The sequence below is a fragment of the Sinomonas sp. R1AF57 genome (assembly GCF_002224485.1).
GTDB lineage: Bacteria > Actinomycetota > Actinomycetes > Actinomycetales > Micrococcaceae > Sinomonas > Sinomonas flava.
In genome coordinates, this window is the sequence record NZ_CP022463.1 from 2,423,052 (window position 1) to 2,447,746 (window position 24,695).

Annotated in this window: 20 protein-coding genes; 8 read left to right on the forward strand and 12 right to left on the reverse strand. The window is 71.5% G+C overall.

The window, feature by feature from the left end; genetic code table 11:
- Positions 1-106: 106 nt before the first annotated feature.
- Together CGQ25_RS11130 and CGQ25_RS11135 are read left to right on the forward strand one after the other, a co-directional pair.
- Entirely contained in the window at positions 107-1,834 is a 1,728-nt protein-coding gene (locus CGQ25_RS11130) for a formate--tetrahydrofolate ligase (protein WP_208709698.1), read from the forward strand.
- A 231-nt stretch (positions 1,835-2,065) separates the two neighbouring features.
- Positions 2,066-2,620 (forward strand): MerR family transcriptional regulator, encoded by a 555-nt coding sequence (locus CGQ25_RS11135; protein ID WP_208709699.1) that lies wholly within the window; start codon positions 2,066-2,068, stop codon positions 2,618-2,620.
- Here CGQ25_RS11135 and CGQ25_RS11140 read toward each other — a convergent pair.
- Both CGQ25_RS11140 and CGQ25_RS11145 read right to left on the reverse strand, forming a co-directional pair.
- On the reverse strand, positions 2,521-3,942 hold the full coding sequence (locus CGQ25_RS11140; protein WP_208709701.1) for an FAD-binding oxidoreductase: 1,422 nt from the start codon (positions 3,940-3,942) through the stop codon (positions 2,521-2,523). The two genes, CGQ25_RS11135 and CGQ25_RS11140, sit on opposite strands and share 100 nt — an antisense overlap.
- Positions 3,943-4,102: 160 nt before the next feature.
- Complete coding sequence (locus CGQ25_RS11145) at positions 4,103-5,188, reverse strand: inositol-3-phosphate synthase (protein WP_208709703.1); 1,086 nt, start codon at positions 5,186-5,188, stop codon at positions 4,103-4,105.
- 113 nt (positions 5,189-5,301) lie between these two features.
- On the opposite strand from CGQ25_RS11145, the gene CGQ25_RS11150 reads away from it, so the two are divergent.
- Positions 5,302-5,613, forward strand: coding sequence for a PLD nuclease N-terminal domain-containing protein (locus CGQ25_RS11150; RefSeq protein WP_208709705.1), 312 nt, complete (start codon positions 5,302-5,304; stop codon positions 5,611-5,613).
- Between the two features lie 106 nt (positions 5,614-5,719).
- Here CGQ25_RS11150 and mgrA read toward each other — a convergent pair whose 3' ends face one another.
- Both mgrA and CGQ25_RS11160 read right to left on the reverse strand, forming a co-directional pair.
- A complete protein-coding gene (gene mgrA / locus CGQ25_RS11155; protein ID WP_208709707.1) occupies positions 5,720-6,730 on the reverse strand; it encodes an L-glyceraldehyde 3-phosphate reductase in 1,011 nt (336 codons plus the stop codon).
- Between the two features lie 36 nt (positions 6,731-6,766).
- On the reverse strand, positions 6,767-7,663 hold the full coding sequence (locus CGQ25_RS11160) for a diacylglycerol kinase family protein (RefSeq protein WP_208709709.1): 897 nt from the start codon (positions 7,661-7,663) through the stop codon (positions 6,767-6,769).
- Positions 7,664-7,840: 177 nt separating this feature from the next.
- Here CGQ25_RS11160 and CGQ25_RS11165 point away from each other — a divergent pair, with 177 nt between their 5' ends.
- Both CGQ25_RS11165 and CGQ25_RS11170 read left to right on the forward strand, forming a co-directional pair.
- Positions 7,841-8,104 (forward strand): GlsB/YeaQ/YmgE family stress response membrane protein, encoded by a 264-nt coding sequence (locus CGQ25_RS11165; protein WP_208709711.1) that lies wholly within the window; start codon positions 7,841-7,843, stop codon positions 8,102-8,104.
- A gap of 213 nt (positions 8,105-8,317) precedes the next feature.
- Positions 8,318-8,827 (forward strand): Hsp20/alpha crystallin family protein, encoded by a 510-nt coding sequence (locus tag CGQ25_RS11170; protein ID WP_208709713.1) that lies wholly within the window; start codon positions 8,318-8,320, stop codon positions 8,825-8,827.
- Positions 8,828-8,892: 65 nt separating this feature from the next.
- Here the strand turns inward: CGQ25_RS11170 and treZ are convergent, their stop codons facing one another.
- From treZ to CGQ25_RS11190, 4 genes are all read right to left on the reverse strand, one after another.
- Positions 8,893-10,839 (reverse strand): malto-oligosyltrehalose trehalohydrolase, encoded by a 1,947-nt coding sequence (gene treZ / locus CGQ25_RS11175; RefSeq protein ID WP_208709715.1) that lies wholly within the window; start codon positions 10,837-10,839, stop codon positions 8,893-8,895.
- Entirely contained in the window at positions 10,832-13,399 is a 2,568-nt protein-coding gene (locus CGQ25_RS18475) for a malto-oligosyltrehalose synthase (protein WP_255405257.1), read from the reverse strand. The genes treZ and CGQ25_RS18475 overlap by 8 nt, the downstream gene beginning before the upstream one ends.
- A 19-nt stretch (positions 13,400-13,418) precedes the next feature.
- On the reverse strand, positions 13,419-15,629 hold the full coding sequence (glgX, locus tag CGQ25_RS11185) for a glycogen debranching protein GlgX (protein WP_208709717.1): 2,211 nt from the start codon (positions 15,627-15,629) through the stop codon (positions 13,419-13,421).
- 71 nt (positions 15,630-15,700) lie between these two features.
- Positions 15,701-15,946 (reverse strand): hypothetical protein, encoded by a 246-nt coding sequence (locus CGQ25_RS11190; protein ID WP_208709718.1) that lies wholly within the window; start codon positions 15,944-15,946, stop codon positions 15,701-15,703.
- A gap of 150 nt (positions 15,947-16,096) precedes the next feature.
- On the opposite strand from CGQ25_RS11190, the gene CGQ25_RS11195 reads away from it, so the two are divergent.
- Positions 16,097-16,603, forward strand: a complete 507-nt coding sequence (locus tag CGQ25_RS11195) for a MarR family winged helix-turn-helix transcriptional regulator (protein WP_208709720.1) — start codon at positions 16,097-16,099, stop codon at positions 16,601-16,603.
- A 22-nt stretch (positions 16,604-16,625) separates the two neighbouring features.
- Here the strand turns inward: CGQ25_RS11195 and glgX (CGQ25_RS11200) are convergent, their stop codons facing one another.
- Entirely contained in the window at positions 16,626-18,776 is a 2,151-nt protein-coding gene (gene glgX, locus CGQ25_RS11200) for a glycogen debranching protein GlgX (RefSeq protein WP_208709722.1), read from the reverse strand.
- 127 nt (positions 18,777-18,903) lie between these two features.
- Here glgX (CGQ25_RS11200) and CGQ25_RS11205 point away from each other — a divergent pair, with 127 nt between their 5' ends.
- Together CGQ25_RS11205 and CGQ25_RS11210 are read left to right on the forward strand one after the other, a co-directional pair.
- Positions 18,904-19,617 carry a hypothetical protein gene (locus CGQ25_RS11205; protein WP_208709724.1) on the forward strand — a complete coding sequence of 238 codons (714 nt, stop codon included), beginning with the start codon at positions 18,904-18,906 and terminating at the stop codon, positions 19,615-19,617.
- Positions 19,618-19,728: 111 nt separating this feature from the next.
- Positions 19,729-20,082 (forward strand): hypothetical protein, encoded by a 354-nt coding sequence (locus tag CGQ25_RS11210; protein ID WP_208709726.1) that lies wholly within the window; start codon positions 19,729-19,731, stop codon positions 20,080-20,082.
- Positions 20,083-20,087: 5 nt separating this feature from the next.
- On the opposite strand, the gene CGQ25_RS11215 is transcribed toward CGQ25_RS11210, so the two are convergent.
- From CGQ25_RS11215 to CGQ25_RS11225, 3 genes are all read right to left on the reverse strand, one after another.
- The gene (locus tag CGQ25_RS11215) at positions 20,088-20,828 is read right to left on the reverse strand and encodes a CGNR zinc finger domain-containing protein (RefSeq protein ID WP_208709728.1); all 741 of its coding nucleotides are present in this window, start codon (positions 20,826-20,828) and stop codon (positions 20,088-20,090) included.
- Positions 20,829-20,975: 147 nt separating this feature from the next.
- Positions 20,976-22,505 carry an FG-GAP-like repeat-containing protein gene (locus CGQ25_RS11220; protein WP_255405260.1) on the reverse strand — a complete coding sequence of 510 codons (1,530 nt, stop codon included), beginning with the start codon at positions 22,503-22,505 and terminating at the stop codon, positions 20,976-20,978.
- A 230-nt stretch (positions 22,506-22,735) separates the two neighbouring features.
- Positions 22,736-24,625, reverse strand: coding sequence for a VCBS repeat-containing protein (locus CGQ25_RS11225; RefSeq protein WP_208709730.1), 1,890 nt, complete (start codon positions 24,623-24,625; stop codon positions 22,736-22,738).
- Positions 24,626-24,695 lie beyond the last annotated feature (70 nt).

Sequence of the window (24,695 nt, forward strand, 5' to 3'; positions counted from 1 at the left end):
CACCCCCTCTGACCCCGAGATCACCCCCAACACAGCACGTGACCCCCAGAAGGTGACCCCCAGAAGGTTCGCGCTGAACGGGCAGGGCGCGGGGTAGGGTGACGCCATGACCGCCTTGGCATCGTCGCCGGGCGCCCGGGATTCCGGGAGCTCCGCGTCCACCGCAGCCCCCACAGACCTCGAGATCGCACGCGCGGCAACCCTCCGCCCCATCGAGGAGATCGCCGAGCGGGCTGGGATCCCCGCCGACGCGCTCGAGCTGTACGGGCGGTACAAGGCGAAGATCGACGTCGCGCGCCTGCCCCTGCAGGACCGGCGCGGCCACGTCGTGCTCGTCTCGGCGATCTCCCCGACCCCGGCCGGGGAGGGCAAGTCCACGCTCACCGTCGGGCTCGCCGACGCCCTGTCCCGCGCCGGGAAGAGGACCATGATCGCGATCCGCGAGCCGAGCCTCGGCCCGATCCTGGGCATGAAGGGCGGCGCGACCGGGGGCGGCCGGTCCCAGGTGCTGCCGATGGAGGACATCAACCTCCACTTCACGGGGGACTTCCACGCCATCACGGCAGCGAACAACGCCCTCTGCGCCCTGATCGACAACCACGTCTTCCAGGGCAACGCCCTGCAGATCGACCCGCGGCGCGTGACCTTCAAGCGGGTCATGGACATGAACGACCGCTCCCTCCGCGACATCGTCATCGGCCTCGGCGGCCCCACCCAGGGCGTCCCGCGCGAGGCCGGCTTCGACATCACGGTGGCCTCGGAGGTCATGGCGGTGTTCTGCCTCGCGTCCTCGGTCGAGGACCTCAAGGAGCGCCTGGGCCGCATCACGTTCGGCTACACCTACGACCGCAGGCCGCTCACCGTCGCGGACCTCGGCGCTGCCGGCGTCATGGCGATGCTCCTGAAGGACGCGATCAAGCCGAACCTCGTCCAGACCATCGCCGGCACGCCCGCGCTCGTGCACGGCGGACCGTTCGCGAACATCGCGCACGGCTGCAACTCGGCCCTGGCCACGACGACGGCGCGGCGCCTCGCCGACATCGTGGTCACCGAGGCGGGGTTCGGCGCGGACCTGGGCGCCGAGAAGTTCATGGACATCAAGGCCCGGTACGCGGACGTGGCGCCCTCCGCCGTCGTGCTCGTGGCCACCGTCCGCGCGCTGAAGATGCACGGCGGTGTGCCCAAGGACGCGCTCGCCGTGCCGGACGCGGCCGCGGTCGAGCGCGGCTTCGCCAACCTCGCCCGGCATCTGGAGAACGTGCGCAAGTTCGGGCTCGAGCCGGTGGTCGCCGTCAACAGGTTCGGCACCGACACGCCCGAGGAGCTCGACGCCGTCGTGCGCCTGTGCGGCGCGGCGAGCGCCCGCGTCGCAGTGGCGGACGTGTGGGGCCGCGGTGGCGGGGGCGACGGCGGCGACGACCTCGCGCGCGAGGTGCTCGCGGCGCTCGAGGAGCCGGGGACGTGCCAGCCCCTGTACCCGCTCGAGATGAGCGTGGAGGAGAAGATCGCGACGGTAGTGCGGGAGGTCTACCACGGTGCCGGCGTCGAATTCTCGGAGCAGGCGCGGCGGACCCTGGTGCAGATCCACGAGAACGGCTGGGACGGGCTGCCGGTGTGCATGGCGAAGACGCAGTACTCGTTCTCGGACAATCCGGCGCTGCTCGGTGCCCCCGAGGGCTTCACGGTGCACGTGCGGGAGCTGTGGCCGCGCACGGGCGCGGGGTTCATCGTGGCGGTGACCGGGACCCTCATGACGATGCCCGGCCTGCCGAAGGTGCCAGCCGCGATGCGCATGGACCTCGACGACGACGGCGAGGTCGTCGGACTGTTCTGACGCAAGTGTGACGCGCGCCGCTTCTTGACGCGCGCCGGCGAAGCACCTAGCCGAGGGAGCGCCCCCCAGATCGGCCCATCAACGCTCCCTCGGCGTCCGCGCGGACGCAAGATCCAAGATAGTGTTGCTATCCACAGAGGCGCCATAGGGATAGCACCATGCGCCGTCACTATCCAATGCGGGTGGCTCCTCCATCGACTCATCGGCACCGAGGGAGCCGCCGGAGGGACAGTGAAGCTCAGCGAACTCAGCGACCGGTCGGGGACGCCCGTCGCCACCATCAAGTTCTACCTGCGGGAGGGACTCCTGCGCCCCGGCCAACCCGTCACCGCCACCCTGGCGGACTACGGCCCGGCCCACCTCACGCGGCTGGGCACGATCAGCACCCTGCGCAGGGCCGTCGGCCTCAGCGTTGCCCAGGTGCGCGCCGTCGTGGGCCTGATCGACGAGGGCGCGGACCGCATCGAGGTGATGAAGGCGCTCCAGGCCGTGATCCAGCGCCTCGACGCGCCCCGGCCCGGGCGCACCGCCGCGGGGAACCAGGTCGTGGCGGCCGTGGGGTGGCCGGACGTCCCAACCGGGGCCCGCGCCGCGCTGGATGCGCACCTCGAGGCGATGGCGGCGCTCGGGGTCATGCCCACCGACGCCCAGCTCGCCGCGTACGCGCGCGCCGTCGTGGGCGGCTGTCAGGCCGGTGCCGGCTCCGTCGGCGCCGGCTCCGCGCCTTCGCTCGCGTGCGCGGGCTTGATGTTCTGGTTGACGTGGAAGAAGTTGTCCGGGTCGTAGACGGACTTGACCTGCGCCAGCCGGGCGAAGCTCGGGCCGTAGTTCGTCTCGATGCGCGCCTGGTCGTCTGCGTCCTGGAAGTTGATGTACCCGGCGGGCTCGGTGAACTCGTGCAGGGCGCTCCAGTAGCGGCGCACCCAGTCGATGTTGGCCTCGTTGTCCGCCGGGTCCTCCCACGCCCCCGCGATGACGGGCGCGAAGTTCACGTCCCGGTACGGGAACGCGGTGGCGCCGGCCGGCACGCGCTGCACCGCGCCGTCGATCGGGTAGAAGTGGTTGGCGGTCGAGAGGCTCGGCACCGTCGATCCGAACTGCTGCGCCACGCGCAGGATGTCGTCGCTGAGCTCGCGGGCGAAGTCCGCCTTCCAGTAGCCCTGCAGGCCGGGAGGGTTCGCGGAGTCGAATGCGGCGTTGAGGAACGGGTACGGCATCGGGGCCACGAGGGACCCGACCGTTCGCGCCGCCTTGAGCACAGGGGCCCACCGCGCCTCCCCCTCGGCGAGGTCTCCGGTCCACATTCCCACGATCAGCGCCACCTGCCGGCCGTGCCACTCCTCGGGGATGAACGGGACGGGCGGGGCCTGGTGGTACGCGAAGAACGCGCCGAACTCCTCGGGCTGGGACGCAATCCAGTCGCGGTAGAACTCCCCGACGGCGATGCCCTCCGCCGCCGGGAACGCGACGATGCCCACGTGGACGGTGTCGACGTCGTGCAGCGCGAACTCGAACGAGGTCACCACGCCGAAGTTGCCGCCGCCGCCGCGCAGGGCCCAGAACAGGTCCGGCTCGGATTCGGCGCTGGCCCGGACGAGCCGGCCGTCGGCGAGGACCACGTCCGCGGAGAGGAGGTTGTCGCACGCGAGCCCGTGCTTGCGGGCCAGGTAGCCGATCCCGCCGCCGAGCGTGAGCCCGGCGACCCCGGTGGTGCTGAGGATGCCGCCGGTGCTCGCGAGGCCGAAGGCGTGGGTGGCGTGGTTGTAGTCGCCCCATGTCGCGCCGGCCTCTGCCCGGGCGCGCTTCTCACGCGGGTCGACCCAGACGCCGCGGTGCGCGGAGAAGTCCAGGACGAGTCCGTCGTCGACCGTTCCGAAGCCGGGCGCGCTGTGGCCGCCGCCCCGGATCGCGAGGTCGAGCCCCGCGTCGCGCGCGAACCGCACCGCGGTGATCACGTCCGCAGTCTGGGCGACGCGCAGCACCGCGGCGGGATGTTTGTCGACCATGCCGTTGTAGACCCGCCGGGCGGCCTCGTAGCCCTCGTCGTCGGGCTCGATCACGGTACCGCGGACGCTCTCGCGGAGCGCGTTGAAGGCTGGGGTGGACATGGAATCCTCCTGATGAGGATCTCGCGAGACTCACTCTCCGACGCGCACCGCGCCTCGCACGCCCCCAGATCGGCCGCGCCGCTGACACCTCCGGTCTACGCCGGCGGTCAGCGGCGCGGCGACGGCAGGACTGCCCATCCGGCGGATTGGGCAGAAGTGCCTAGCGCTCGAGCTCGCCCCGGATGAAGGCCTCGACGTCGGCGCGGGCCGCGTCGTCGTTCTTCTGCACGGGCGGGGACTTCATGAAGTACGCGCTCGGGGACGTGAGCGGCCCGCCGATCCCGCGGTCGAGGCCGATTTTGGCCGCACGGACCGCGTCGATGATGACGCCGGCGGAGTTGGGCGAGTCCCAGACCTCGAGCTTGTACTCGAGCGAGACGGGCGCGTCGCCGAAGTTGCGGCCCTCAAGGCGCACGAACGCCCACTTGCGGTCGTCGAGCCACTGGACGTAGTCCGAGGGGCCGATGTGCACGTCGCGGGCAGCGAGCTCGGCCTCGACGTTGGAGGTCACGGCCTGGGTCTTGGAGACCTTCTTCGACTCGAGGCGGTCGCGCTCGAGCATGTTCTTGAAGTCCATGTTGCCGCCGACGTTCAGCTGGTACGTGCGGTCCACGGTCACGCCGCGGTCCTCGAAGAGCTTCGCGAGGACGCGGTGGGTGATGGTCGCGCCGATCTGGCTCTTGATGTCGTCGCCCACGATCGGCACCCCGGCCGCGCGGAACTTCTCGGCCCACTCCGGCGTGCCGGCGATGAACACCGGCAGCGCGTTGACGAACGCGACGTGCGCGTCGATGGCGCACTGCGCGTAGAACTTCGCGGCCTGCTCGGAGCCGACCGGCAGGTAGCAGACCATGACGTCCACGCGGGCCTCGCGCAGGGCCGCGACGACGTCGACCGGCTCCTCCGCGGACTCCTCGATGGTCTCGCGGTAGTAGCGGCCCAGTCCGTCGAGGGTGTGGCCGCGCTGGACGGTGACGCCCGTGGGGGGAACGTCCGCGATCTTGATCGTGTTGTTCTCGCTCGAGACGATCGCGTCGGCCAGGTCGAAGCCGACCTTCTTGCCGTCCACGTCGAACGCGACGACGAACTCGAGGTCGCCCACGTGGTAGTCGCCGAATTCGACGTGCATGAGGCCGGGGACGGTGCCCGCGGGATCGGCGTCCCGGTAGTAGTGCACGCCCTGCACGAGGGAGGCGGCGCAGTTCCCCACGCCCACGATGGCAACACGGATCTTCTTCTCTGACACGTCACTCCTTGCGTTCACTGGGCCCAGCGGCGCTGCTGCGACGCCAGAGCACAGCCATCCTAACGGCGCGGCGCCCTTCCCCAGCCCCTGTGTCACCTGCCTACACTGGCGGCATGGCACGCAAGAAGAAGTGGAGTGAGCTTTCCGGCGGACAGCGCTTCGGGGTGGTGGTCGGCGCGGTTGTCCAGATCGCGCTCCAGGCCGCAGCCCTGCGGGACCTCAAGAAGCGCCCGGCGGACCAGGTCAACGGGCCCAAGGTCGCGTGGGTTCTCGGGTCCTTCGTGAACACGCTCGGCCCGATCGCGTACTTCCTGTTCGGGCGGAAGTACGGCCAGTCGGCTGCGTCGCGCGGCACGGGGGACAGCGCGTCCTCGGCCGGGCTCAAGACGTCGTTGGGCGTCAACCTCGGCAAGCGCATCGGCTGAGCCCGCTTCAGGCTCAGCCCGGCACAGCGACGGGGAGGGGCGCACGACGGCGAGTGGTCGCCGTCGTGCGCCCCTCCCCCTTCCGTCTGGGAGTCACCTCCGGAGGTCAGCCCGCCAGGATCGCGTCGATGCGCTCCAGCTCCTCGGTGCTGAACGAGAGGGTGCGCAGGGCCCCGAGGCTGTCCTCAAGCTGCTGGACGGACGATGCGCCGATCAGTGCCGACGTGACCGGCGGCGCGCCGTTGGGCCGCGGCCGCAGGACCCACGAGATGGCCATCTGCGCGAGCGTCTGCCCGCGCTCGGAAGCGAGGTCGTTGAGCTTCCGGGCGGTGTCGAGGCTCTCCTCGGTCTGGGCCGTCGTCAGGAAGTGCTCCTGCGAGGCGCGGGATCCCTCGGGGATGCCCGCGAAGTAGCGGTCGGTGAGCCGGCCCTGAGCGAGCGGGCTGTACACGATGGACCCCGCGCCTGCCTGCTCGAGCGCCTGGTACAGGTCGGGGCTCCCCTGCTCGGTCCAGCGGTCCAGCATCGAGTAGCGCGGCTGGTGGATGAGCAGGGGCGTGCCGAGGTCCTTCAGGATCGCCGCAGCCTCGAGGGTCTTCTCCGGCGAGTAGGAGGAGATGCCGGCGTACAGGGCCCGCCCCGAGCGCACGGCGTAGTCGAGGGCGCCCATCGTCTCCTCGAGGGGCGTCTCCGGGTCGAAGCGGTGGCTGTAGAAGATGTCCACGTACTCCAGGCCCATCCGGGCGAGCGACGCGTCGAGGCTCGAGATGAGGTACTTGCGCGAGCCCCACTCGCCGTAGGGACCGTCCCACATGAGGTACCCGGCCTTGGTCGAGATGACGAGCTCGTCCCGGTACGGCCGGAAGTCCTCGCGGAGGTGCCGGCCGAAGTTCCGCTCAGCGCTTCCCGGGGGCGGCCCGTAGTTGTTGGCGAGGTCGAAGTGGGTCACGCCGAGGTCGAAGGCCCGCCGGAGGATGTCCCGCTGCACCTCGAAGGGCTTGTCGTCCCCGAAGTTGTGCCAGAGGCCCAGGGAGATGGCCGGGAGCTTGAGGCCGCTGCGGCCCACGCGCCGGTACTGCATGGAAGGGTAGCGGTCAGCCGCTGCGATGTAGGTCACAGTCCACGATCCTAGCCGCAGCGGCCGGCGCGCGTCCTAGGCCGGAATCCGCATCGTGAGCGCCCGGGGGTCCACCCGCACGGCGAGCGTCTTCCCGGTGCCCAGGTGGTCGCCGTCGAGCTGGATGTCGTGGGGACGGGACGCGGCGACGTGGATGATCTTGCCGGTGTAGTGCCCGAGGTCAGGGGGCGTGTGGCGCCGCCAGCGGGACAGGAGCGAGCTGGCCACCCGGAACCAGCCGACCACTCCGCTCGGCGCGACGGCGAGGACGTCGAGGATCCCGTCGTCCACCGTGGCCCCGGGGAAGACCTCGACATCGCCTTGGATCCTCCCGCAGTTGCCGATCATGACGCCGCGCTGGCGCCGCTGTAGCTTGAGCTTCCCGTCAACGTAGACCTTGATGAGGTACGAGTCCCCCACGATCGTCTGCGCCGCCGCGACGATGTAGGCGAACCAGCCCGCCTTGGCCTTCAGGTCGTCGTTCGTGTTCGCCATGATGGTCGCGTCGAGGCCCATCCCGGCCATCACCGCGAAGGCGAGCTCGTCGCCGTCGTCCACCCGCGCCCAGGCCACGTCCACGTCCCGGGTGGCCGTCCCGAAGGCGGCGTCGAGCGCCGTGCTCCGGTCGTCCACGGGGATCCCGAGGTTTCGGCAGAGCAGGTTGCCGGTCCCCAGGGGCACGACGGCGAGCGGGACACCGCTGCCGGCGAGCTCGCCGGCCGCCGCGCGCACCGTCCCGTCCCCGCCGCCCACGACGACGAGCCCCGCCCCGCGCTCGAGCGCCTCCCGGGCCATGCCCCCGCCCGGGTCCTCGACCGTCGTCTCGAGGACGAGCGCCTCGTAGCCCTCGGCCTCGCACCGGCGGCGGAAGTCCGCCGTGAGCGGCTCCGCCCCGGCCTTGCTCGGGTTCACGATGAGTGCGCAGCGTTCCACGCGGTCTTCCCCTCCCGGTCGGCGCCAATGACCGCTACGTTACCGAACCGAAGCCGGGTAAAGATGTGGTGACGGCGCGCTCCCGGGTCGTGACGGCGTCCTGCATCGGTGTTAGTAATGAGGAAGCTTGGGCACCACGCAAGCACCGGACATGATCGCACCACACAAGGAGTTGACATGAGCTTCATCGGTTTCCTCATCCTCGGCCTCATCGCCGGCGCTATCGCCAAGGCGATCCTGCCGGGCAAGCAGGGCGGCGGCTGGCTTGCCACCCTCCTCCTCGGAGTCGTCGGAGCGCTGCTCGGCGGCTGGATCGGCGGCATGATCTTCAAGCAGGACCTCATGAACTCCTTCTGGAGCCTGAGCGCCTGGATCACCGCGATCATCGGTTCCCTCGTGGTCCTGCTCATCTGGGGCCTCGTCACCCGGCGCCGCGCCTAGTCCCCCATCCCGACGAGAGGGGCCGCACCCGCCGGGTGCGGTCCCTCTTCGCGTGCCCGCGCGTCGGCCGCCCGGACCGGAAAAACGCGGCCTGAAAGGTCTTGGCACTCGCCGGCGGAGAGTGCTAATTAAGTGTGTGTCGGGAGCGTGCCCGACACCCGAAGACAAGGAGAGACAACACGCCCGTTGGGGCAGACCTGAGGAGTGATTCCCATGGCTGACTTCGACCCGATCCGCGAGCTCGACCGCTTCGCCACCGCCCTGCTCGGCCAGCGCAGCGGCATGAGGCTCATGCCGATCGACCTCTTCCGCGAGGGCGACCACTACATCGTCCACGCCGACCTCCCCGGCATCGACCCGGGGTCCGTCGACATCGACGTCGACGGCCAGCTCCTCACGATCCGCGCGGAACGGACAGTCCGCGGACGCGAGGGCGTGGCCTGGATCGCGCGGGAACGCGAGGGCGGCACTTTTTTGCGCCAGCTGACCCTCGGCCAGGGCATCGACACGGAGAACATCACCGCGAACTACAGCAACGGCGTCCTCGCCGTGACCATCCCCGTCTCCGAACGAGCCCGACCGCGCCGTATCCCCGTCGCGACCGACCAGGGCGGCGACATGAAGGTGGTGGGCCACCGGAGTGGCGACGCCGCCCCGCAGGACCTCGGCGAGCGCCACGGGGACCAGGGCGCAGCCGGCGGTCAGAAGTCGGTCTCGGCCTGATCCGGACCCGCAGGAGGTGACCTCCAGGAGGTGACCTTCAGGAGCTGACCTTCAGGAAGTGACCCCTAGACGGAAGGAGGGAGGGCGAGCACGACGGCGGCGAGGCCGGCCAAGCGGACGGCCGCGCCGCCGTCGTGCGTCGCCTCGACGGAGCAGTCCTCGCTGGTCGCGACGGCGATCCGGGCCCGCGTGCCCGCGGGCAGCGGGACCTCGACCGGCCCCGGCCCGAAGCCGACGCACACCATGGCGCCCGGACGCCGCCACGCGACCCACCGTGCCCCGGCGTCCACGTCGCCTGCGCCGGCCTCTCCCCCGCCGGAGGTCACCTCGGTCTCGTCGAGCCGCCCCTGCCACAGCCCGGGCAGCTCCGCGCGGGCCGCGATGAGCCGCCGGTAGAGGTCCAGCATGCGGGCCCCGTCGGGGGTCTCGGCCTCGGACCAGTCCAGGACGGACCGCTCCCGCGTGGCGGGGTCCTGCGGGTCGGGCACGAGCGCCGGGTCCCAGCCCATGCGCGCGAATTCCTCGATGCGGCCCTTGCGGGTGGCCTCGGCGAGCTCGGGCTCGGGGTGGGAGGTGAAGAACTGCCACGGGGTCGTGGCCCCGTACTCCTCGCCCATGAACAGCATGGGCGTGAACGGCGAGGCGAGCGTCAGCACGGCCGCGACGGCGAGCCCGTCGCGGGACAGGGTCGCGCTGGGGCGGTCGCCGGTGGCGCGGTTGCCCACCTGGTCGTGGTTCTGGCTGCAGACCACGAGCTGCGCGGCGTCCACGAGCGAGTGGTCGACGGGGCGCCCGTGCACCCTGCCGCGGAAGCTGGAGTAGGTCCCGTCGTGGTAGAAGCCGCCCCGCAGCACCTTCGGCAGCGCCTCAAGGTCGGCGAAGTCCTCGTAGTAGCCGGACGTCTCGCCCGTGAGCGCGACGTGGAGGGCGTGGTGGTAGTCGTCGCTCCACTGGGCGCCGAGCCCGTAGCCCGCGGGCCGGGACTCGAGGAGGCGCGGGTTGTTCATGTCGGACTCGGCGATGAGCACCTTGCGGCGCCCGGTCCCCGCCTCGATGTCCTCGGCCAGCAGCTGCAGCTCCTCGAGCAGCGTCAGGGCGCGCCGGTCCACGAACGCGTGGACCGCGTCGAGCCTGAGGGCGTCCACCCGGTAGTCCTCGAGCCACATCCGGGCGTTGCCCAGGATGAAGGCGCGGACCTCGTCGGAGGCGGCCGAGTCCAGGTTCACCGCGTCGCCCCACCCGGTCGCCGCACCGGGGACGAGGTAGGGCCCGTACTGGGGCAGGTAGTTCCCGCTCGGGCCGAGGTGGTTGTACACCACGTCCTGCACGACGGCGATCCCCGCCGCGTGCGCCGCGTCGACGAACCGCTGGTAGGCCGCTGGGCCCCCGTAGCCCTCGTGGACCGTGTACCAGAGGACCCCGTCGTAGCCCCAGTTGTAGGGGCCGTTGAACCCGTTCACCGGCAGGAGCTCCACGAAGCCGACGCCGAGCTCGGCGAGGTACGGCAGCCGGGCTGCCGCGGCGTCGAGCGTGCCCTCGGGGGTGAAGGTGCCCACGTGCAGCTCGTACACGACCGAGCCGGCGAGCTCGCGGCCGGCCCAGCCCTCGTCGGCCCACTCGTGCGCGCCCGGGTCGAAGCCCGCGGAGAGGGCGTGGACGCCCTCGGGCTGGCGCCGCGAGCGGGGGTCGGGGAAGGGTCCGGCCCCGTCGACGATGTAGCCGTACCGCTCCCCTGCCGCGAGGGCCGCGGCCACACGGTCCCGGTCCGCGGCCGGCGGCGCCCACCAGCCGGAGCCGGGTCCGCCCGTGGGGTCGGATTCCTTGGCGGGGCCGGTAGGAACGGGCTCGAGCTCGATCCGCTCGTCGCCGAGCACGAGCTCGAGGTCCTCCGGGACCGGGGCCCAGACGCTGCCAAGCGGAGGTTTCGACTCCGCTGCGCTCCGCTCAACCACCGTCGACTCCGCTGCGCTCCGCTCAACCACCGTCGACTCCGCTGCGCTCCGCTCAGTCATGGTGGGCCTCCTCGGGGACGAGCAGCGCGACCGGGAGCGCGCGCAGGATGTCTGCGACCGGCACCTCGCCGGCCTCGAAGAGCTCGCCGGTGAACGCGCACCGCGCGTCCCGGGCGAGCCGCACCGTCGTCGTGCCCCAGCCGCCCGCAGCGGCGAGCCCGGCGGGCAGGCGCGTGGCGAGGGCGACGACGCCGCGCTCCCCCCGCCTGAAGCCCAACAGGTGCGCTGCGGCGGGGCCGGACGCCTCGACGGGCGCGTAGCCGGAGAAGAGCTCGGGCCGGTCGCGGCGCAGCCGCAGGGTCCGGGACACCACGAGGAGCTTGGCCTCCTCGGCCAGCGGCGAGATCACGGGCGCGCCGGCGTCGAGCGCGGCGAGGGCCTCGGCGCGGGCGGCGAAGTCGACCTCGCGGCGGTTGTCCGGGTCGCACAGGGACCGGTCCCAGAACTCGGTGCCCTGGTAGACGTCGGGGACCCCGGGCATGGCGAGCTGGACGAGCTTGGCGGAGAGCCCGTTGGAGGCCCCGAACAGGGCGATCCGGTCCGCGAACTCCGCGAGGAGCGTGTGCGCCTCGCCGGGCTCGGTCGCGGCGTCGACGAGCGCGCGCAGGCCGTCCTCGAACTCCTGGTTCGGGTCGGTCCAGAGCGTGTGCACCCCGGCCTCGCGCGCGGCCTTCTCGGCGTACTGCAGGAGCCGTTCTCGGTCCGCCGGCCACGCGCCGAGGACCGCCTGCCACAGCAGGTTCGCGAGGGGGCCGTCCAGGACGGCGGCGTCCGGGGTCGCCGCGATGAGCCGCGGCAGCAGCGCGGCCCACTCGTCGGCGAGCTCGGCCAGGACCGTGATGCGGGCGCGGGTGTCCTCGCTGCGCTTCGTGTCGTGGGTCGTGAGGGTGGTCATGGAGTGCGGCTGGCGGCGCTCGCGCTCGGCGGCGGCCGCGTGGAACTCCGCTGGCGGGAGGGCGAACCGGGTCGGGTCCCCGCCCACCTCGGTGAGCGTGCCGAGACGGGAGTACCGGTAGAACGCGGTGTCCTCGACGGCCTTGGCCATGATCATGCCGGTGGTCTGCTGGAAGCGCCGGCACAGCTCCTCGCCCGGGTCGGCGAGCCGCGGCGCGAGCCCCTCGACCGTCGCAGCGAGGTCGGGGCGCACGACGGCGGCCTGCTCGCACGCGCGTGCCAGCACGGCGGCGTCGTGCTCGCCTCCGTCCCCGGCGCCGGTGCGCCCGGGGGCCAGGTAGGTCCGGTAGACGGGGAACTGGGCGGCGATCTCGGCGAGCGCGTCGGCGAGGGTGTCGATGCCGAGGGGTTTCGACTCCGCTTCGCTGCGCTCAACCGCCGCCGCCGGGACGTCGGCGAGGGTGTCGATGCCCTGGGGTTTCGACTCCGCCTCGCTGCGCTCAACCGCCGCCGCCGTGTCGATGCCGAGGGGTTTCGACTCCGCTTCGCTGCGCTCAACCACCGTCGCCGTGTCGATGCCGAGGGGTTTCGACTCCGCTTCGCTGCGCTCAACCGCCGCGGCCGGGACCGCGGCGAGCCGCGCGAGCCGGCGGATCTCGGCGTTGAGGAGGCCGTCCGCCATCCACCGCTTGGTCCCATGGGTCATGGCGGGGTAGTCGGCGGGCTCGCCGCGGAGCTTGGTGTCGAGGTCGGTCAGCGGCGCCTCCCCCGCCGGGTCCACGAAGACCCGGTCGATGAGGCCGAGGGCGTCGTAGCCGGTGGTGCCCTCGCACTCGAAGTCCTCGGGCAGCTCCTCGCCGTCCTCGAGGATCTTCTCCACGAGGGTATACGCCCCGCCGGAGAGCTCCCGCAGGCGGACGAGGTACTCGGCGGGGTCGAAGAGCCCGTCTGGGTGGTCGATCCGCAGCCCGTCGACGAGCCCCTCCTCGATCCAGCGCCGCACCTCGGCGTGGCTCTGCTCGAACACCCACGGAACCTCGACCCGCACCCCGGCGAGGCTGTTCACCGCAAAGAAGCGCCGGTAGTTCAGCTTCGTGTCCGCCTCGCGCCACGGGATGAGCCGGTAGTGCTGGCGCTCGTGCACCTCCTGCGCGGAGTCGCCCTCGGTCCACGAGCCCGGCGCGAGCGGGTACAGGTGCTCGTAGTAGCGCAGCCTGTTGCCCTCGATCGCGAGCAGCTCCACGTCCTCGGCGCTGCCCAGCACGGGCAGGAGCACCTTCCCGCCCCCGGCGTCCCAGTCGACGTCGAACGCGTCCGCGTAACGCGAGGAGCGCCCCTCCCTCAGGAGCGACCACCACCACGGGTTCTCCTCGGGAGACGCGACGCCGAAGTGGTTCGGCACGATGTCCACGAGGACGCCCAGGCCGGCGTCGTGCGCCGCCGCGGCGGCGGCCGCGAGGCCCTCGCGCCCGCCGCGTTCCCGGTCCACCCGGTAGGGGCCGGAGACGTCGTAGCCGTGCTCCGAGGAGCCCACGGACTCCAGCAGCGGGGACAGGTAGAGCCAGTCCACGCCGAGGGAGTGGAGGTAGGGCACCAGGTCCGCGGCATCGGTGAGCGTGAAGCCGGGGCGGATCTGGAGGCGGTAGGTCGAGGCGGGGGTCTTCATGGCGCTCCTTGTCCCCGCCTCAGATGCCGCTGAGGCTCGTCGAGGGCTGGTTGGGCGACGACGATCCGGCCTGGGCTGCGAGGGACGCGGCCACGGAGTGGTCCACTTCCTCCACGACCGGCTCGTGGGCCCGCAGCACCGCGGTGCTCTTGGCGGGGACCGTGAGCTGTGCGCCGGCGGGGATCTCCGTCTCCCCGGCGGTCTCCCCCGACGTGTCGAGCAGGACGTCCCAGCCGGGAGCGTACTCGTCCCCGGGGAGGCGGAAGTCCACGTCGGTGTCGTCGGCGTTGAAGTACATGAGGAAGTGGGCGTCGTTGATCGGACGCCCGTACGCGTCCTGGCCGCGGATCCCGTTGCCGTTGAGGAACACCCCCACGCTGCGGCCAAGGGCGATGTCCCAGTCCTCCGGGACCATCGGCTCGCCGTCGGCGCGGATCCACTCGATGTCCGGCAGGGGCTGGCCCTCACCGCGGCGCACCGGGCGGCCGTCGAAGAAGCGGCTGCGGCGGAACGTCGGGTGCTCGGCGCGCAGGCGGGTCACCGCTGCGGTGAACTCGACGAGGGGGCCGTCCGCGCTCTTCCAGTCGACCCAGGAGAGCTCGTTGTCCTGGCAGTAGACGTTGTTGTTGCCGTCCTGGGTGCGGCCCAGCTCGTCCCCGTGGGCGATCATCGGCACACCCTGCGAGAGCAGGAGCGTGGCGATGAAGTTGCGCTGCTGGCGGGCGCGCAGCTCGAGGACCGCCGGGTCGTCCGTGGGGCCCTCGGCGCCGCAGTTCCAGGAGCGGTTGTGGCTCTCGCCGTCGTTGTTGTCCTCGCCGTTGGCCTCGTTGTGCTTCTCGTTGTAGGAGACGAGGTCGCGCAGGGTGAAGCCGTCGTGCGCGGTGATGAAGTTGATCGAGGCGACCGGGCGGCGGCCGTTGTGCTGGTAGAGGTCCGCGGAGCCGGTGAGGCGGGAGGCGAACTCGCCGAGGGTGGCCGGCTCGCCGCGCCAGAAGTCGCGGACGGTGTCGCGGTACTTGCCGTTCCACTCCGTCCACTGCGGCGGGAAGTTGCCCACCTGGTAGCCGCCGGGGCCCACGTCCCACGGCTCGGCGATGAGCTTGACCTGGGAGATGACCGGGTCCTGCTGGATGATTTCGAAGAAGCTGGAGAGGCGGTCCACGTCGTAGAACTCGCGGGCCAGGGTGGCGGCGAGGTCGAACCGGAACCCGTCCACGTGCATCTCGGTGACCCAGTACCGCAGCGAGTCCATGATGAGCTGCAGCGCGTGGGGGTGGCGGACGTTGAGGGAGTTGCCGGTGCCCGTGTAGTCCATGTAGTACTGCTGGTCGTCCTCGACGAGCCGGTAGTACGCGGCGTTGTCGATGCCCCGGAAGGACAGCGTGGGGCCCAGGTGGTTGCCCTCGGCCGTGTGGTTGTACACGACGTCGAGGATCACCTCGATGCCCGCGCGGTGCAGCGTGCGGACCATGGCCTTGAACTCCTGCACCTGCTGGCCGGTGTTGCCGCTGGAGGAGTAGCCGGCGTGCGGGGCGAAGAAGCCGATGGTGTTGTAGCCCCAGTAGTTGTGCAGCCCCTTGTCCTGCAGGGTGCTGTCGTCCACGAACTGGTGGACCGGCATGAGCTCGATGGCGGTCACGCCGAGCTTGGTGAGGTGGTTGACCACCGAGGGGTGGGCCACGCCGGCGTACGTGCCGCGGAGCTCCTCCGGGACGTCGGGGTGGAGCTGGGTCAGGCCCTTGACGTGGGCCTCGTAGATGACCGTCCGGTGGTACGGGATGCGCAGCTGCGCATCGCCCTGCCAGTCGAAGAACGGGTTGGTGACCACGGCGAGCATCTGGTGCTTGGCCGAGTCCTCGTCGTTGCGGCTGCGCGGGTCGCCGAAGTTGTACGAGAAGAGCGGCTGGGCCCAGTCCGGCTGCCCCATGACGGCCTTCGCGTACGGGTCGAGGAGCAGCTTGCTGGGGTTGAACCTCGCGCCGCTGTCCGGGTCGTAGGGTCCGTGCACGCGGTACCCGTAGAGCTGGCCGGGCTGGACGTTCGGGAGGTAGCAGTGCCACACGAACCCGTCCACCTCGGTCATCTGGACGCGCGTCTCCTTGCGCCGGGCGCTGAACAGGCAGAGCTCCACCTTCTCCGCGCCCTCGCTGAACAGGGCGAAGTTGGTGCCCGTTCCGTCGAAGGTGGCGCCGAGAGGGTAGGCGGTGCCAGGCCAGATGTCCTTGTCCATGAATCAGCTCCTTGCTGTGCGGCCGAGAGTGGCCGTGTGGGCATCTTAGCGAGTCTATGTGACCGCTCTGCTCACGCTGCGGAGGCTGCCAGCAGGTCGGTTTGACCGGTGAACGGAAGGGGAATCATCCCTGCGTCCATGCGCAGCCCGCAGGCGCAGCGCCACTCGAGCAGGCCCTTCCCGAGGGCCGATCCGGGCGCCATGGGTTCCGAGACGAGCCGCATCGGAGCCTGGCAGTGGAAGGGTGCACCGCTCCCCGCAGTGATCCCGAACGGGGTCGCGAGGACATGGACGGTGGCGTCGGACTCAAGCATCATCAGGATCCCTCGCTAGTTAGATTATTTAGTAGCGTGTCGAGCTACTTACTTATATCCGACTCTCCGATGGTTGTCTAACCGCTCCGGACGGCGGCGCGCCGAAGGCCGCATATGATTAGCTAGTTCTTCTAGCTATCCGAAGGGAGCCGGATGGAGACGCCTCACACCGGGGGCTACTGGTACGAGCAGGACCCGCCGCGCGGATCACTCCCCGTCGCGGTGCTCAACGCCCTGCGCGACTACCGGGCCTCAGAGTCTGCGATGCGGCGGCGCACCCGCGAGGCCATGTCGATGGGCGAGACGGACCTGCTGGCGCTGCGGTACCTGCTGGAGGCAGAGGCCCGTGGCGTCTCGGTCAGCCCGAAGGACCTGCGGGGTCGCCTCGGCATTACCTCGGCGTCGATGACCAGCCTCGTGGACCGCCTCGTCCGCAGCGGCCACGTGACCCGCGAGCCGCACCCGACGGACCGCCGCGCGCTCATCCTGAGGCCCACCCCGGGCTCGGACCACGAGGTCCGCCAGACCCTGGGGAGCATGCACGAGCGCATGATCGAGGTGGCCCGGTCCCTCAGCGAGGACGAGGCCAAGACCGTCCTGGCCTTCCTCACCCGCATGCGCGAGGCCGTCGACACGATCGACCCCGCAGCCCACCCATAGCGGCCTCCCGCAGGGGCCGCCCCTAGCGCCGCGCCACCGCCTCGAGCACGACGGCGCTGCGTGCCGGCACGACGAAGTCCTCCCCCGCCGCCGTGGTCTCCCCCACCAGGTGGTGCGCGCACGTGGTCAGGACCGTGGACCACTTGGACGGGAAGTCCGCGCCCGGGATGCGGTACTCGACGTCGTTGGCGGCGGCGTTGAGGATCACCAGGAAGTCCGAGTCCCCGCCCGAGCCGTGCCGCCCGGTCCCGGGGACGGCGTTGCCGTTGAGGAAGGCCGCGAGGGACCGGGCCCAGTCCTTGTCCCAGTCCTCGGGCCCCATGGCGGTGCCGTCGGCGTCGAGCCAGACGATGTCCGGGAGGGTGTCGCCGTCGGCCGGGTCCACGGCGCAGCCGTCGAAGAAGCGCCGGCGCCGGAAGACGGGGTGGTCGGCGCGCAGCCGCACGAGGCGCTTGGTGAAGTCGAGCAGCTCCGTGTCCGCGCGCTCCCAGTCGATCCACGTGGTCCCGTTGTCCTGGCAGTAGGCGTTGTTGTTGCCGCCCTGGGTTCGGCCGAGCTCGTCGCCGTGGCTGATCATCGGCACGCCCTGCGCCAGGACGAGGGTCAGGAGCAGGTTGCGCTGCTGCCGGGCGCGCAGCTCGAGCACCCCGGGATCGTCCGTGGGGCCCTCGGCGCCGCAGTTCCAGGAGCGGTTCATGCTCTCGCCGTCGCGGTTGTCCTCCCCGTTGGCCTCGTTGTGCTTGTCGTTGTAGGAGACGAGGTCCCGCAGGGTGAAGCCGTCGTGGGCGGTGACGAAGTTGATGGACGCGCTGGGCCTGCGGCCGTCGTCCTGGTAGAGGTCGGCGGAGCCGGTGATGCGCATGGCGAGCTCGCGGAGCGTGCCCGGCTCGCCGCGCCAGAAGTCGCGCACGCAGTCGCGGAAGCGCCCGTTCCACGCGGTCCAGCGCGCGGGGAAGTTGCCCACCTGGTACCCGCCCGGGCCGATGTCCCACGGCTCGGCGATCAGCTTCACGCGGGACAGGACAGGGTCCTTCGCCACGAGCTCGAAGAACGGGGAGACCATGTCCACGTCCCCCTCCTCGCGCGCCAGCACGGTCGCGAGGTCGAACCGGAACCCGTCCACGTGCATCTCCGTGACCCAGTAGCGCAGGGAGTCGATCACGAGCGACAGCGCCAGCGGGTTGCCCACGTTGAGGGAGTTCCCGGTGCCGGTGTAGTCCGTGTAGTGGAACTCGTCCCCCGGGACCAGGTGGTAGTACGCGGCGTTGTCGATCCCGCGGAAGCTCAGCTGCGGCCCGAGGTGGTTCCCCTCCGCCGTGTGGTTGTAGACGACGTCGAGGATCACCTCGATGCCCGCCCGGTGGTAGGCCTTGACGAGCTCCTTGAACTCGTAGATCTGCTGCCCGCGGTCCCCCAGGGACGAGTAGAAGGAGTGCGGGGCGAAGAACCCGATGGTGTTGTAGCCCCAGTAGTTCACGAGGCCCTTCTCGCGCAGGCTGCCGTCGTTGACGAACTGGTGCACGGGCATGAGCTCGAGCGCGGTCACCCCCAGCTCGGCGAGGTGGCGCACGACGGCGGGGTGGGCGGCTCCCGCGTATGTCCCGCGGAGCGCTTCGGGAACCTCGGGATGGAGCTGCGTGAGCCCCCTGAGGTGGGCCTCGTAGATGACGGTCTCGTTGTAGGGGGTGCGGGGAGGGGCGTCGCCCTCCCAGTCGTACTCGCCGTGGTCCACGACCACGCACAGCATGCTGTGGCCCAGCGAGTCCGAGGTGTCCATCGCGGCGGGGTCGCCGAACCGGTAGGCGTGCATCTCCTGGCCCCACTCGTTGCGGCCGGAGACGGCGAGCGCGCGCGGGTCCTGGAGGATCTTGGACGGGTTGAAGCGAAGCCCGCGGGCCGGCTCCCAGGGCCCGTGGACCCGGTAGCCGTAGAGCTGGCCGGCCCGCACGTCGGGAACGGTCGTCTCCCAGCGCACGTAGCCGCCGTCGCCCGTTCCCGTCCGGGCGAGGTCCACGGTCCGCTGCCGGCCGTCGGCGCCGACGAGGCAGAGCTCCACCCTCTCCGCCTCGGGGGCGGTCGCGAGGGCGAAGCGGGTCCTGTGTGCCGTAGGCTGGGCCCCCCAGAAGGAATCTGTCCCGAAAGAACCCGTTCCTGCGTATCCACCCGTCGTCATGGGTAGGACGATAATGGACGGCATCGACAGTTCAGGGTGAACAGGTCCAGGTTCAGTGATGGGCTTGGACTGTCCCGGTCTCCGCCGGTCCGCAGCGTGAGGCGTCACAGGAGGGAAAGGCTCTGACATGGCCACAGCAGTCGATTTCGATTTCGAGTTCGAGGAGGTCGACGCTCCGGCGCCCGTGCGCCTGGGTCTCTGGCTGGGCGTCGTGGGGGTGGCCGCGCTGCTGCTGGTCCTCTTCGTCCTCGCTCCGAAGATCGCCTTCGCCTCCGGGCTCGTGGTGCTGGCGGCGGTTCCGCTGGCCGTGCTGGCAGGCGACGAACGCACCCGGCGCCCCCTCGTCGTCGCAGCCGCCGTGGCGCTCATGACACTGGGCGCCTCCGCCGCCTCGCTCGCCGCGCAGGCCCAGGGAGCCTACATGGCCGCCGCGGCGCACAAGGTCTCGGACCGTGCGGTGGGCGAGCTCTCCGCGAATCCCGCGCCGGTCGCGGCGGCAGCCTCCCCCGCCCGGCCGCTCCCCGCCGCGGCCGACATCAAGCCGGCCCCGCCGGAGGCATCTCCCGCCCCTGCCGAGCCTGCCCCCGAGGTGGTCGCAGCGGCGGCTGTCCAGCCAGCCGTCCCGGCGCCCGAACCGGCACCGGCGCCCGCCCCGGTCGCCGCGCCCGTCCCCGAACCCGAGCCCGCACCTGTCGCCGTCCCGGACCCCGCACCCGCGCCGATCGAGCAGAGCGTCGTGCAGAACGTCGGGTGGGGGAAGCTTCCCGCCGAGGCGAAGGAGAAGTTCTGCGAGGCGGCCGAGGAGTCCGGCGCCCGGGCTCCGAAGGGCGTCTGCCACTAACGCCAATGGTGATTTGCGTCACATTTCGCGTGTGCCGCGAAACATAGGCGCGGCGCGAGTGTAAGCGCTTACGCTTGATCGGCACGCACTCGTTCCAGCAGGAGGACGACGATGGACTTCCGTGTCCTCTCCCTCGGGGACAAGGTGGTGTTCCACGACGCCGGCCCCGAGCCCTTCAACGTCCGAGCGGTCTCGCCGGACCACCGGATCGTGATCCTGAGCCGTCCGCTCCAGGGCGGCACCTCCGCCGAGTACACGATGATCGACTGGGACAAGGAGCGCCGCGGTTCGGACGGCACGCAAGGGCGCGGCTTCGTGGTCGGCTCGAGCGTCCACGGCCACCTGCACCGCTTCTTCCACGGCCACCGTCAGGACGCCGGCGCGGAGCACCTCGCGACCCAGTCCGTCATGACGTTCGGCAACTGGACCATGGTCTCCATCGCCACGGTCAACGGCCAGCCGTAGCGCCCTCAGCCCGGCCCGAGCCCACGCCCCTCCGCCCCGGCGCCGGCACGGCGTTCCCGTTGCCTCCGGGTGCTCGCCCGCGAGGTGCACTTCGCGGAGCAGTAGCGCCGGCGGGCGGAATGGGTGCGGTCCAGGAACAGCGTCCCGCATTCGAGGTCCGCGCACGTGCGCATCCGTTCACGGCGTTCCGCCGTGGCGAGCAGCATGGCCGCCGGGATGAGCACGGCGGCGAGGCATGAGACCACGTCGTGCCTCGTGGGCAGGACACGGGGCCGGCCCTCGTCGTCGACCGCCGGAAAGAGTCCGTACTGCTGGCTCATCCCGTTGAGCATCTCCGCCCGCCGCGCGCCGTCGGGTTCCGCGAGTGCCGCCGCGAGGCCGTCGCGGAGGTCTGCGACCGGCTCCACGTCGGCCTCGACGGGCGAGGGGCAGAGCATCCCCCACTGTGCGGCGGCGGCGCCCTCGCGCTCCCCCTCTCCCGCGGCGTCCCCGGCATCTCCTGACTCCCCAGCGTCCGACGCCCCCTCGGTGTCCCCGGTGTCCGCGCCGTACAGCCGCTTCCGGAGGTCGGCGAGGTAGGCGTCGAGGTCGTACTCGGGCTCGATCGGGAGGCCCGCGAGGTCGGCAATCCGCCGCAGCTGGCGCGGGTAGTGGAGCCCTTCGGGGATGCCGGGGATGCTCGTGCTGAGGAGCGCGAAGAGCGCGGCCAGGCCGGGGTCGTGCTCGGCGGGCGAATCGGCGGTCACGGACAGCACCCTTCCTCCTGCGCGGTGACGGGTCAAACCGCGTCTGACCCGTCACCCCGAGAAGTGGAACCCGTCCCGGCGCCGGCACCACTCCGTCGTCCGCCAACCCCTGCGGCAAGCGGCCCGTCAGAAGAGCGAGCTGCCCCCTCAGAAGACCGCGGTCATCCCGCCCCAGCCCCAGCCGATCGTCGCCTGGCCTTTGAAACGGCCGGCCGCGTCGTAGCGCGCCATGTCGGTGCCGGCGCCCCAATACATGGTCAGCTGGCCGGCGGAATCGATGGCGAAGAGGTCCACGTCGCCGTCGCCGTTGAAGTCGCCTGGCGCACCGACGGCCTTCAGGTCCCACCATCCCCAGCCGACCGTGGCCGGAGCCGCGGTGCGGAAGCCGCCGTCGCCGGCCCCGAGGTAGAGCCGCAGGGGGCCCTGGCCGCTGAGGTAGTCGACGCCGAAGACGTCCGGGGCATGGTCGCCGCTGAAGTCGTCGGCGGAGGTGACGTGGTGCAGGGCCTGCCATCCGAGGCCCACCACGGAGGGCTCGAGCCAGCCCCCGCGGCCGTTGCCGGGGTAGAGCCAGAGGGCGCCGTCGGGGTCGCGGGCGAGGAGGTCGTTGGTGCCGTCGCCGTTGAAGTCCCCGGGGGCGATGATGGCGGTGAAGCCCTGCCACCCCTGCCCGACCTGCACGGCGTTCTTCCATCCGCCGCTGCCGTTGCCCTGGTACAGGAACAGGCGGCCCTGGTCGTCGCGGCCCATTACGTCGGTGAACCCGTCGCCGTCGAAGTCCCCAGGCGCCAGGAGGAGGTTGAAGCCGCCCCAGCCCCAGCCGATGGTCTGCGGCGCGAGCCAGCCGCCGCGCCCGTTCCCGGGGTACAGGAGGAGGTCGCCGGCGGCGTTGCGGGCGAACACGTCCGCCGTGCCGTCGGCGTTGAACCCGGCGGCCCGGCGCGTGGCGGGGACGAGGACGTCCGCGGTCGCCGCGGCGGAGGAGCCGTAGGTGCTGACGGTGACGGTGACCTGGAGGCGGTGGCCCCGGTCCTCGGGCTTGACCGTGTAGACGGCCGCCGTCGCATCGGGGATCGCGGCGCCGTCGCGCGTCCACGCGTAGGCGTAGGTGAGCTGCAGCGGCGGGGTCGTCGCGGGCACTGCGGTGGGGGTCGGCTGCGGGTTCCCAGGGAACTCCGGCCAGAGCTTGGAGCCCGCGTCGGGCTGGCCGATCACCGCCAGGCGCGGGACGGTGATCCTGGTGGCCAGCGGCCCTACCTGGGCGGACGCGCCGTGCTCGGTGCCGGTGTCGGTGGCCTCGTCGGCGGTGACGCTGAGGAGCTTGCCGGAGTCGTTCTTCGGGTCCCGCCAGTAGCAGCGGTTGTCGAGGTCCGCGATGGGCGCGCCGTCGAGCGACCACGTGTAGTGCGCGCGCCCGGCGGTGGCCCAGGGCACGACGGCGCAGAGGTACGGGTCCGCGGTCGTGTCGCCGGTGATGGTGATCACGGACGCGGGCGCCAAGGCGCTCGGCGTCGGTGTCGGTGTCGGTGTGGGAGTGGGCGTCGTCGTCGCCGCGGCCGGCCCGGCGGGGAGCATGAGGCTCGCGCCCACCACGGCGGCGAGGACGACGGCGGCCGCCCGCCTGAGCCTCGCAGCCGCGGCTGAGGCGGATGCAGCTGGGCGCGGTACAAGGTTCATGCGAAGCCCCCCACTAGGCAGCCGGCCGAGACGGCTCTCGGACCGGGACGTCCCTGTCGCGCCGACCGTATCCCACCGGGGGCCTCGGAGGGATGGGACTTTGGGCCCTGACGTCCCCGCGGCTCCGGGGAACATGTGTCCTCCTGCGGGGTGACGGGTCAAACCCCGGTTGACCCGTCACCCCACAGGCGGGAACCCCTCCCGGCGGCCGCCGGTCAGAAGACGGCCGCTCAGAAGACGGCCGTGAACCCGCCCCAGCCCCACCCGATGGTTGCGGCGCCCTTCCAGCCGGAGGCGCCGTTGCCGTAGTACATGGTGAGCCGGCCCGCGTCGTCGATCCCGAAGACGTCCGGCTTGCCGTCCGCGTCGAAGTCGCCGGCGGTGCCAATGCGCTTCATGCCGCTCCAGCCCCAGCCGATGGCTGTCCCGGTGCCCGGGGCGAAACCGCCTTTGCCGTCGCCGGCGTACAGGCGCAGCGTGCCGGACGCGTCACGCGCGAGGACGTCATTGGCGCCGTCGCCGTTCACGTCACCGGGTGCGAGGATCTGGTCGAGGCCCCGCCATCCCCACCCCACGGTGCGCGGAGGCAGGAAGCCGACTCCGTCGTCGCCCGGGTACAGCACCAGGTCACCGGCACGGGTGCGGGCCAGGAGGTCGTTGGTGCCGTCACCATTGAAGTCGCCAGCGGGCACGATTGTGTCGAAGATGTCCCAGCCCTGGCCGATCTGGGTGTTCACGCGGCCGTCGCCGTTGAAGTAGGGCATCTCCCAGCCGCCCCGCCCGTTGCCGGCGTACAGGAGGAGCCGGCCCGCGGCGTCGCGCGCGATGACGTCCCCACTGCTGGAGTTGTCGAACGAGCCAGGGGCGAGCACGGCGTCGAAGGCGTTCCACCCCGTGCCGATCACGCGCGGGGCAAGCCACCCGCCCCGGCCATCGCCGGGGTAGAGCATGAGCTCGCCCGCGGCGGTGCGGGCGAACACGTCGGCGTTCCCGTCGAGGTCGAACCCCTGGGAGCGGTGGACGGCCGGGACCACCCGCTGCGCGGACCTGGTCGTCGAGGCGCTGGGGCCGAAGGAGATGGTGACCTCAACAGACAGCGTGTGCAGCCTGTCCTCGGGAGCCACGGTGTACCGGGCGGTGGCCGCTCCGGGCACAACCACGCCGTCCCGCTTCCAGATGTAGCTGTAGACGGCTTCCCCGCCGGCCGGTGTGACGGTGACGGGTTCCTGGCTGGCGAAATCGGGGTACAGGTCCTTACCCGCCGCAGGGGTCCCCGCGATGCGGATCTGCGGCGCCGAAACAGGCCGCGGCATGGGGCCGAAGCCTGCGGAGGTGACCACGACTTCGCGGTAGCCCGGGGTCCGCGCGGTGACCTGCACGCTGATCATGGCCCCAGCATCCCGGGAGGGCTCGAACGCATACGTGTTCCCGCTGCGGCTCTCGATCGGCACGCCGTCCCGCAGCCACGTGTAGTTGAACAGCGTGTAGGGCGGCCAGGCGCCCATCTCGGCCTTGAGATAGGGGAAGTGCGGCTCGTACTGGTTGACCAGGGTCGGGGTGGGCGGGGACACGTGGTCGGCGAGGATCCTGTCTGGGTTGTCGACCGAGTAGTCGCCAGGCTCGAGCACGATCGGGGCCACCTCGGTCACGCCGGGGACGCCGAAGACGTCAGTCTCACCGTTGCGATAGATCCACACGGTGGCCTGCCCGTCACGGAATTCGATGATGACGCTGTGCAGCGTGTAGGCGCCGCTCCAGTGGTGGTCCTGGACGGTGCCGCTGGCCACGGCCTCCAATGCGCCGGAACCGGTTGGGGTTCCCGTCCATTCGAGCGAATACCCGGCGTTGCCCTCCTCGTTGGCGTACACGAACCGCACCCTCTGGGCGGGCGCCGAGAGGGTGAAGCGTGTCTGCGCGATCTCGCCGGGCTTGAGGGTTGCTGCCGGGCCGACCACGGACGTGAGTGCCGGGACTGCCGTCCCGTCGGCGGCGGCTGGCCCAACGGGCAGCGCGACGAGGCTCGCCGCAAGCAGCAGTGCCGCGGTGAACGCTGAGCGCACGACGGCGCTGAGCCGCCTCGCGCGCGATGGCGCGCCGGAGCGCGGGTCGACAGTGACCAAGGAGTCCCCCAACAGGTGAGCGGCGGGGCGGTGCGGTGCCCGGCCGGAACGGTGCGATGAGGGCACTCTA

Excerpts from the sequence above, each read along its gene's own strand:
- CGQ25_RS11140 (WP_208709701.1), bottom strand. The coding sequence starts at position 3,942 with ATGTCCACCCCAGCCTTCAACGCGCTCCGCGAGAGCGTCCGCGGTACC.
- CGQ25_RS11170 (WP_208709713.1), top strand. The coding sequence starts at position 8,318 with ATGGCTGACTTCGACCCGATCCGCGAGCTCGACCGCTTCGCCACCGCC.
- CGQ25_RS11205 (WP_208709724.1), top strand. The coding sequence starts at position 18,904 with ATGGCCACAGCAGTCGATTTCGATTTCGAGTTCGAGGAGGTCGACGCT.
- CGQ25_RS11195 (WP_208709720.1), top strand. The coding sequence starts at position 16,097 with ATGGAGACGCCTCACACCGGGGGCTACTGGTACGAGCAGGACCCGCCG.
- CGQ25_RS11130 (WP_208709698.1), top strand. The coding sequence starts at position 107 with ATGACCGCCTTGGCATCGTCGCCGGGCGCCCGGGATTCCGGGAGCTCC.
- CGQ25_RS11220 (WP_255405260.1), bottom strand. The coding sequence starts at position 22,505 with ATGAACCTTGTACCGCGCCCAGCTGCATCCGCCTCAGCCGCGGCTGCG.
- glgX (WP_208709722.1), bottom strand. The coding sequence starts at position 18,776 with ATGACGACGGGTGGATACGCAGGAACGGGTTCTTTCGGGACAGATTCC.
- CGQ25_RS11190 (WP_208709718.1), bottom strand. The coding sequence starts at position 15,946 with ATGATGCTTGAGTCCGACGCCACCGTCCATGTCCTCGCGACCCCGTTC.
- CGQ25_RS11210 (WP_208709726.1), top strand. The coding sequence starts at position 19,729 with ATGGACTTCCGTGTCCTCTCCCTCGGGGACAAGGTGGTGTTCCACGAC.
- treZ (WP_208709715.1), bottom strand. The coding sequence starts at position 10,839 with ATGACTGAGCGGAGCGCAGCGGAGTCGACGGTGGTTGAGCGGAGCGCA.
- CGQ25_RS11150 (WP_208709705.1), top strand. The coding sequence starts at position 5,302 with ATGGCACGCAAGAAGAAGTGGAGTGAGCTTTCCGGCGGACAGCGCTTC.
- CGQ25_RS18475 (WP_255405257.1), bottom strand. The coding sequence starts at position 13,399 with ATGAAGACCCCCGCCTCGACCTACCGCCTCCAGATCCGCCCCGGCTTC.
- glgX (WP_208709717.1), bottom strand. The coding sequence starts at position 15,629 with ATGGACAAGGACATCTGGCCTGGCACCGCCTACCCTCTCGGCGCCACC.
- CGQ25_RS11165 (WP_208709711.1), top strand. The coding sequence starts at position 7,841 with ATGAGCTTCATCGGTTTCCTCATCCTCGGCCTCATCGCCGGCGCTATC.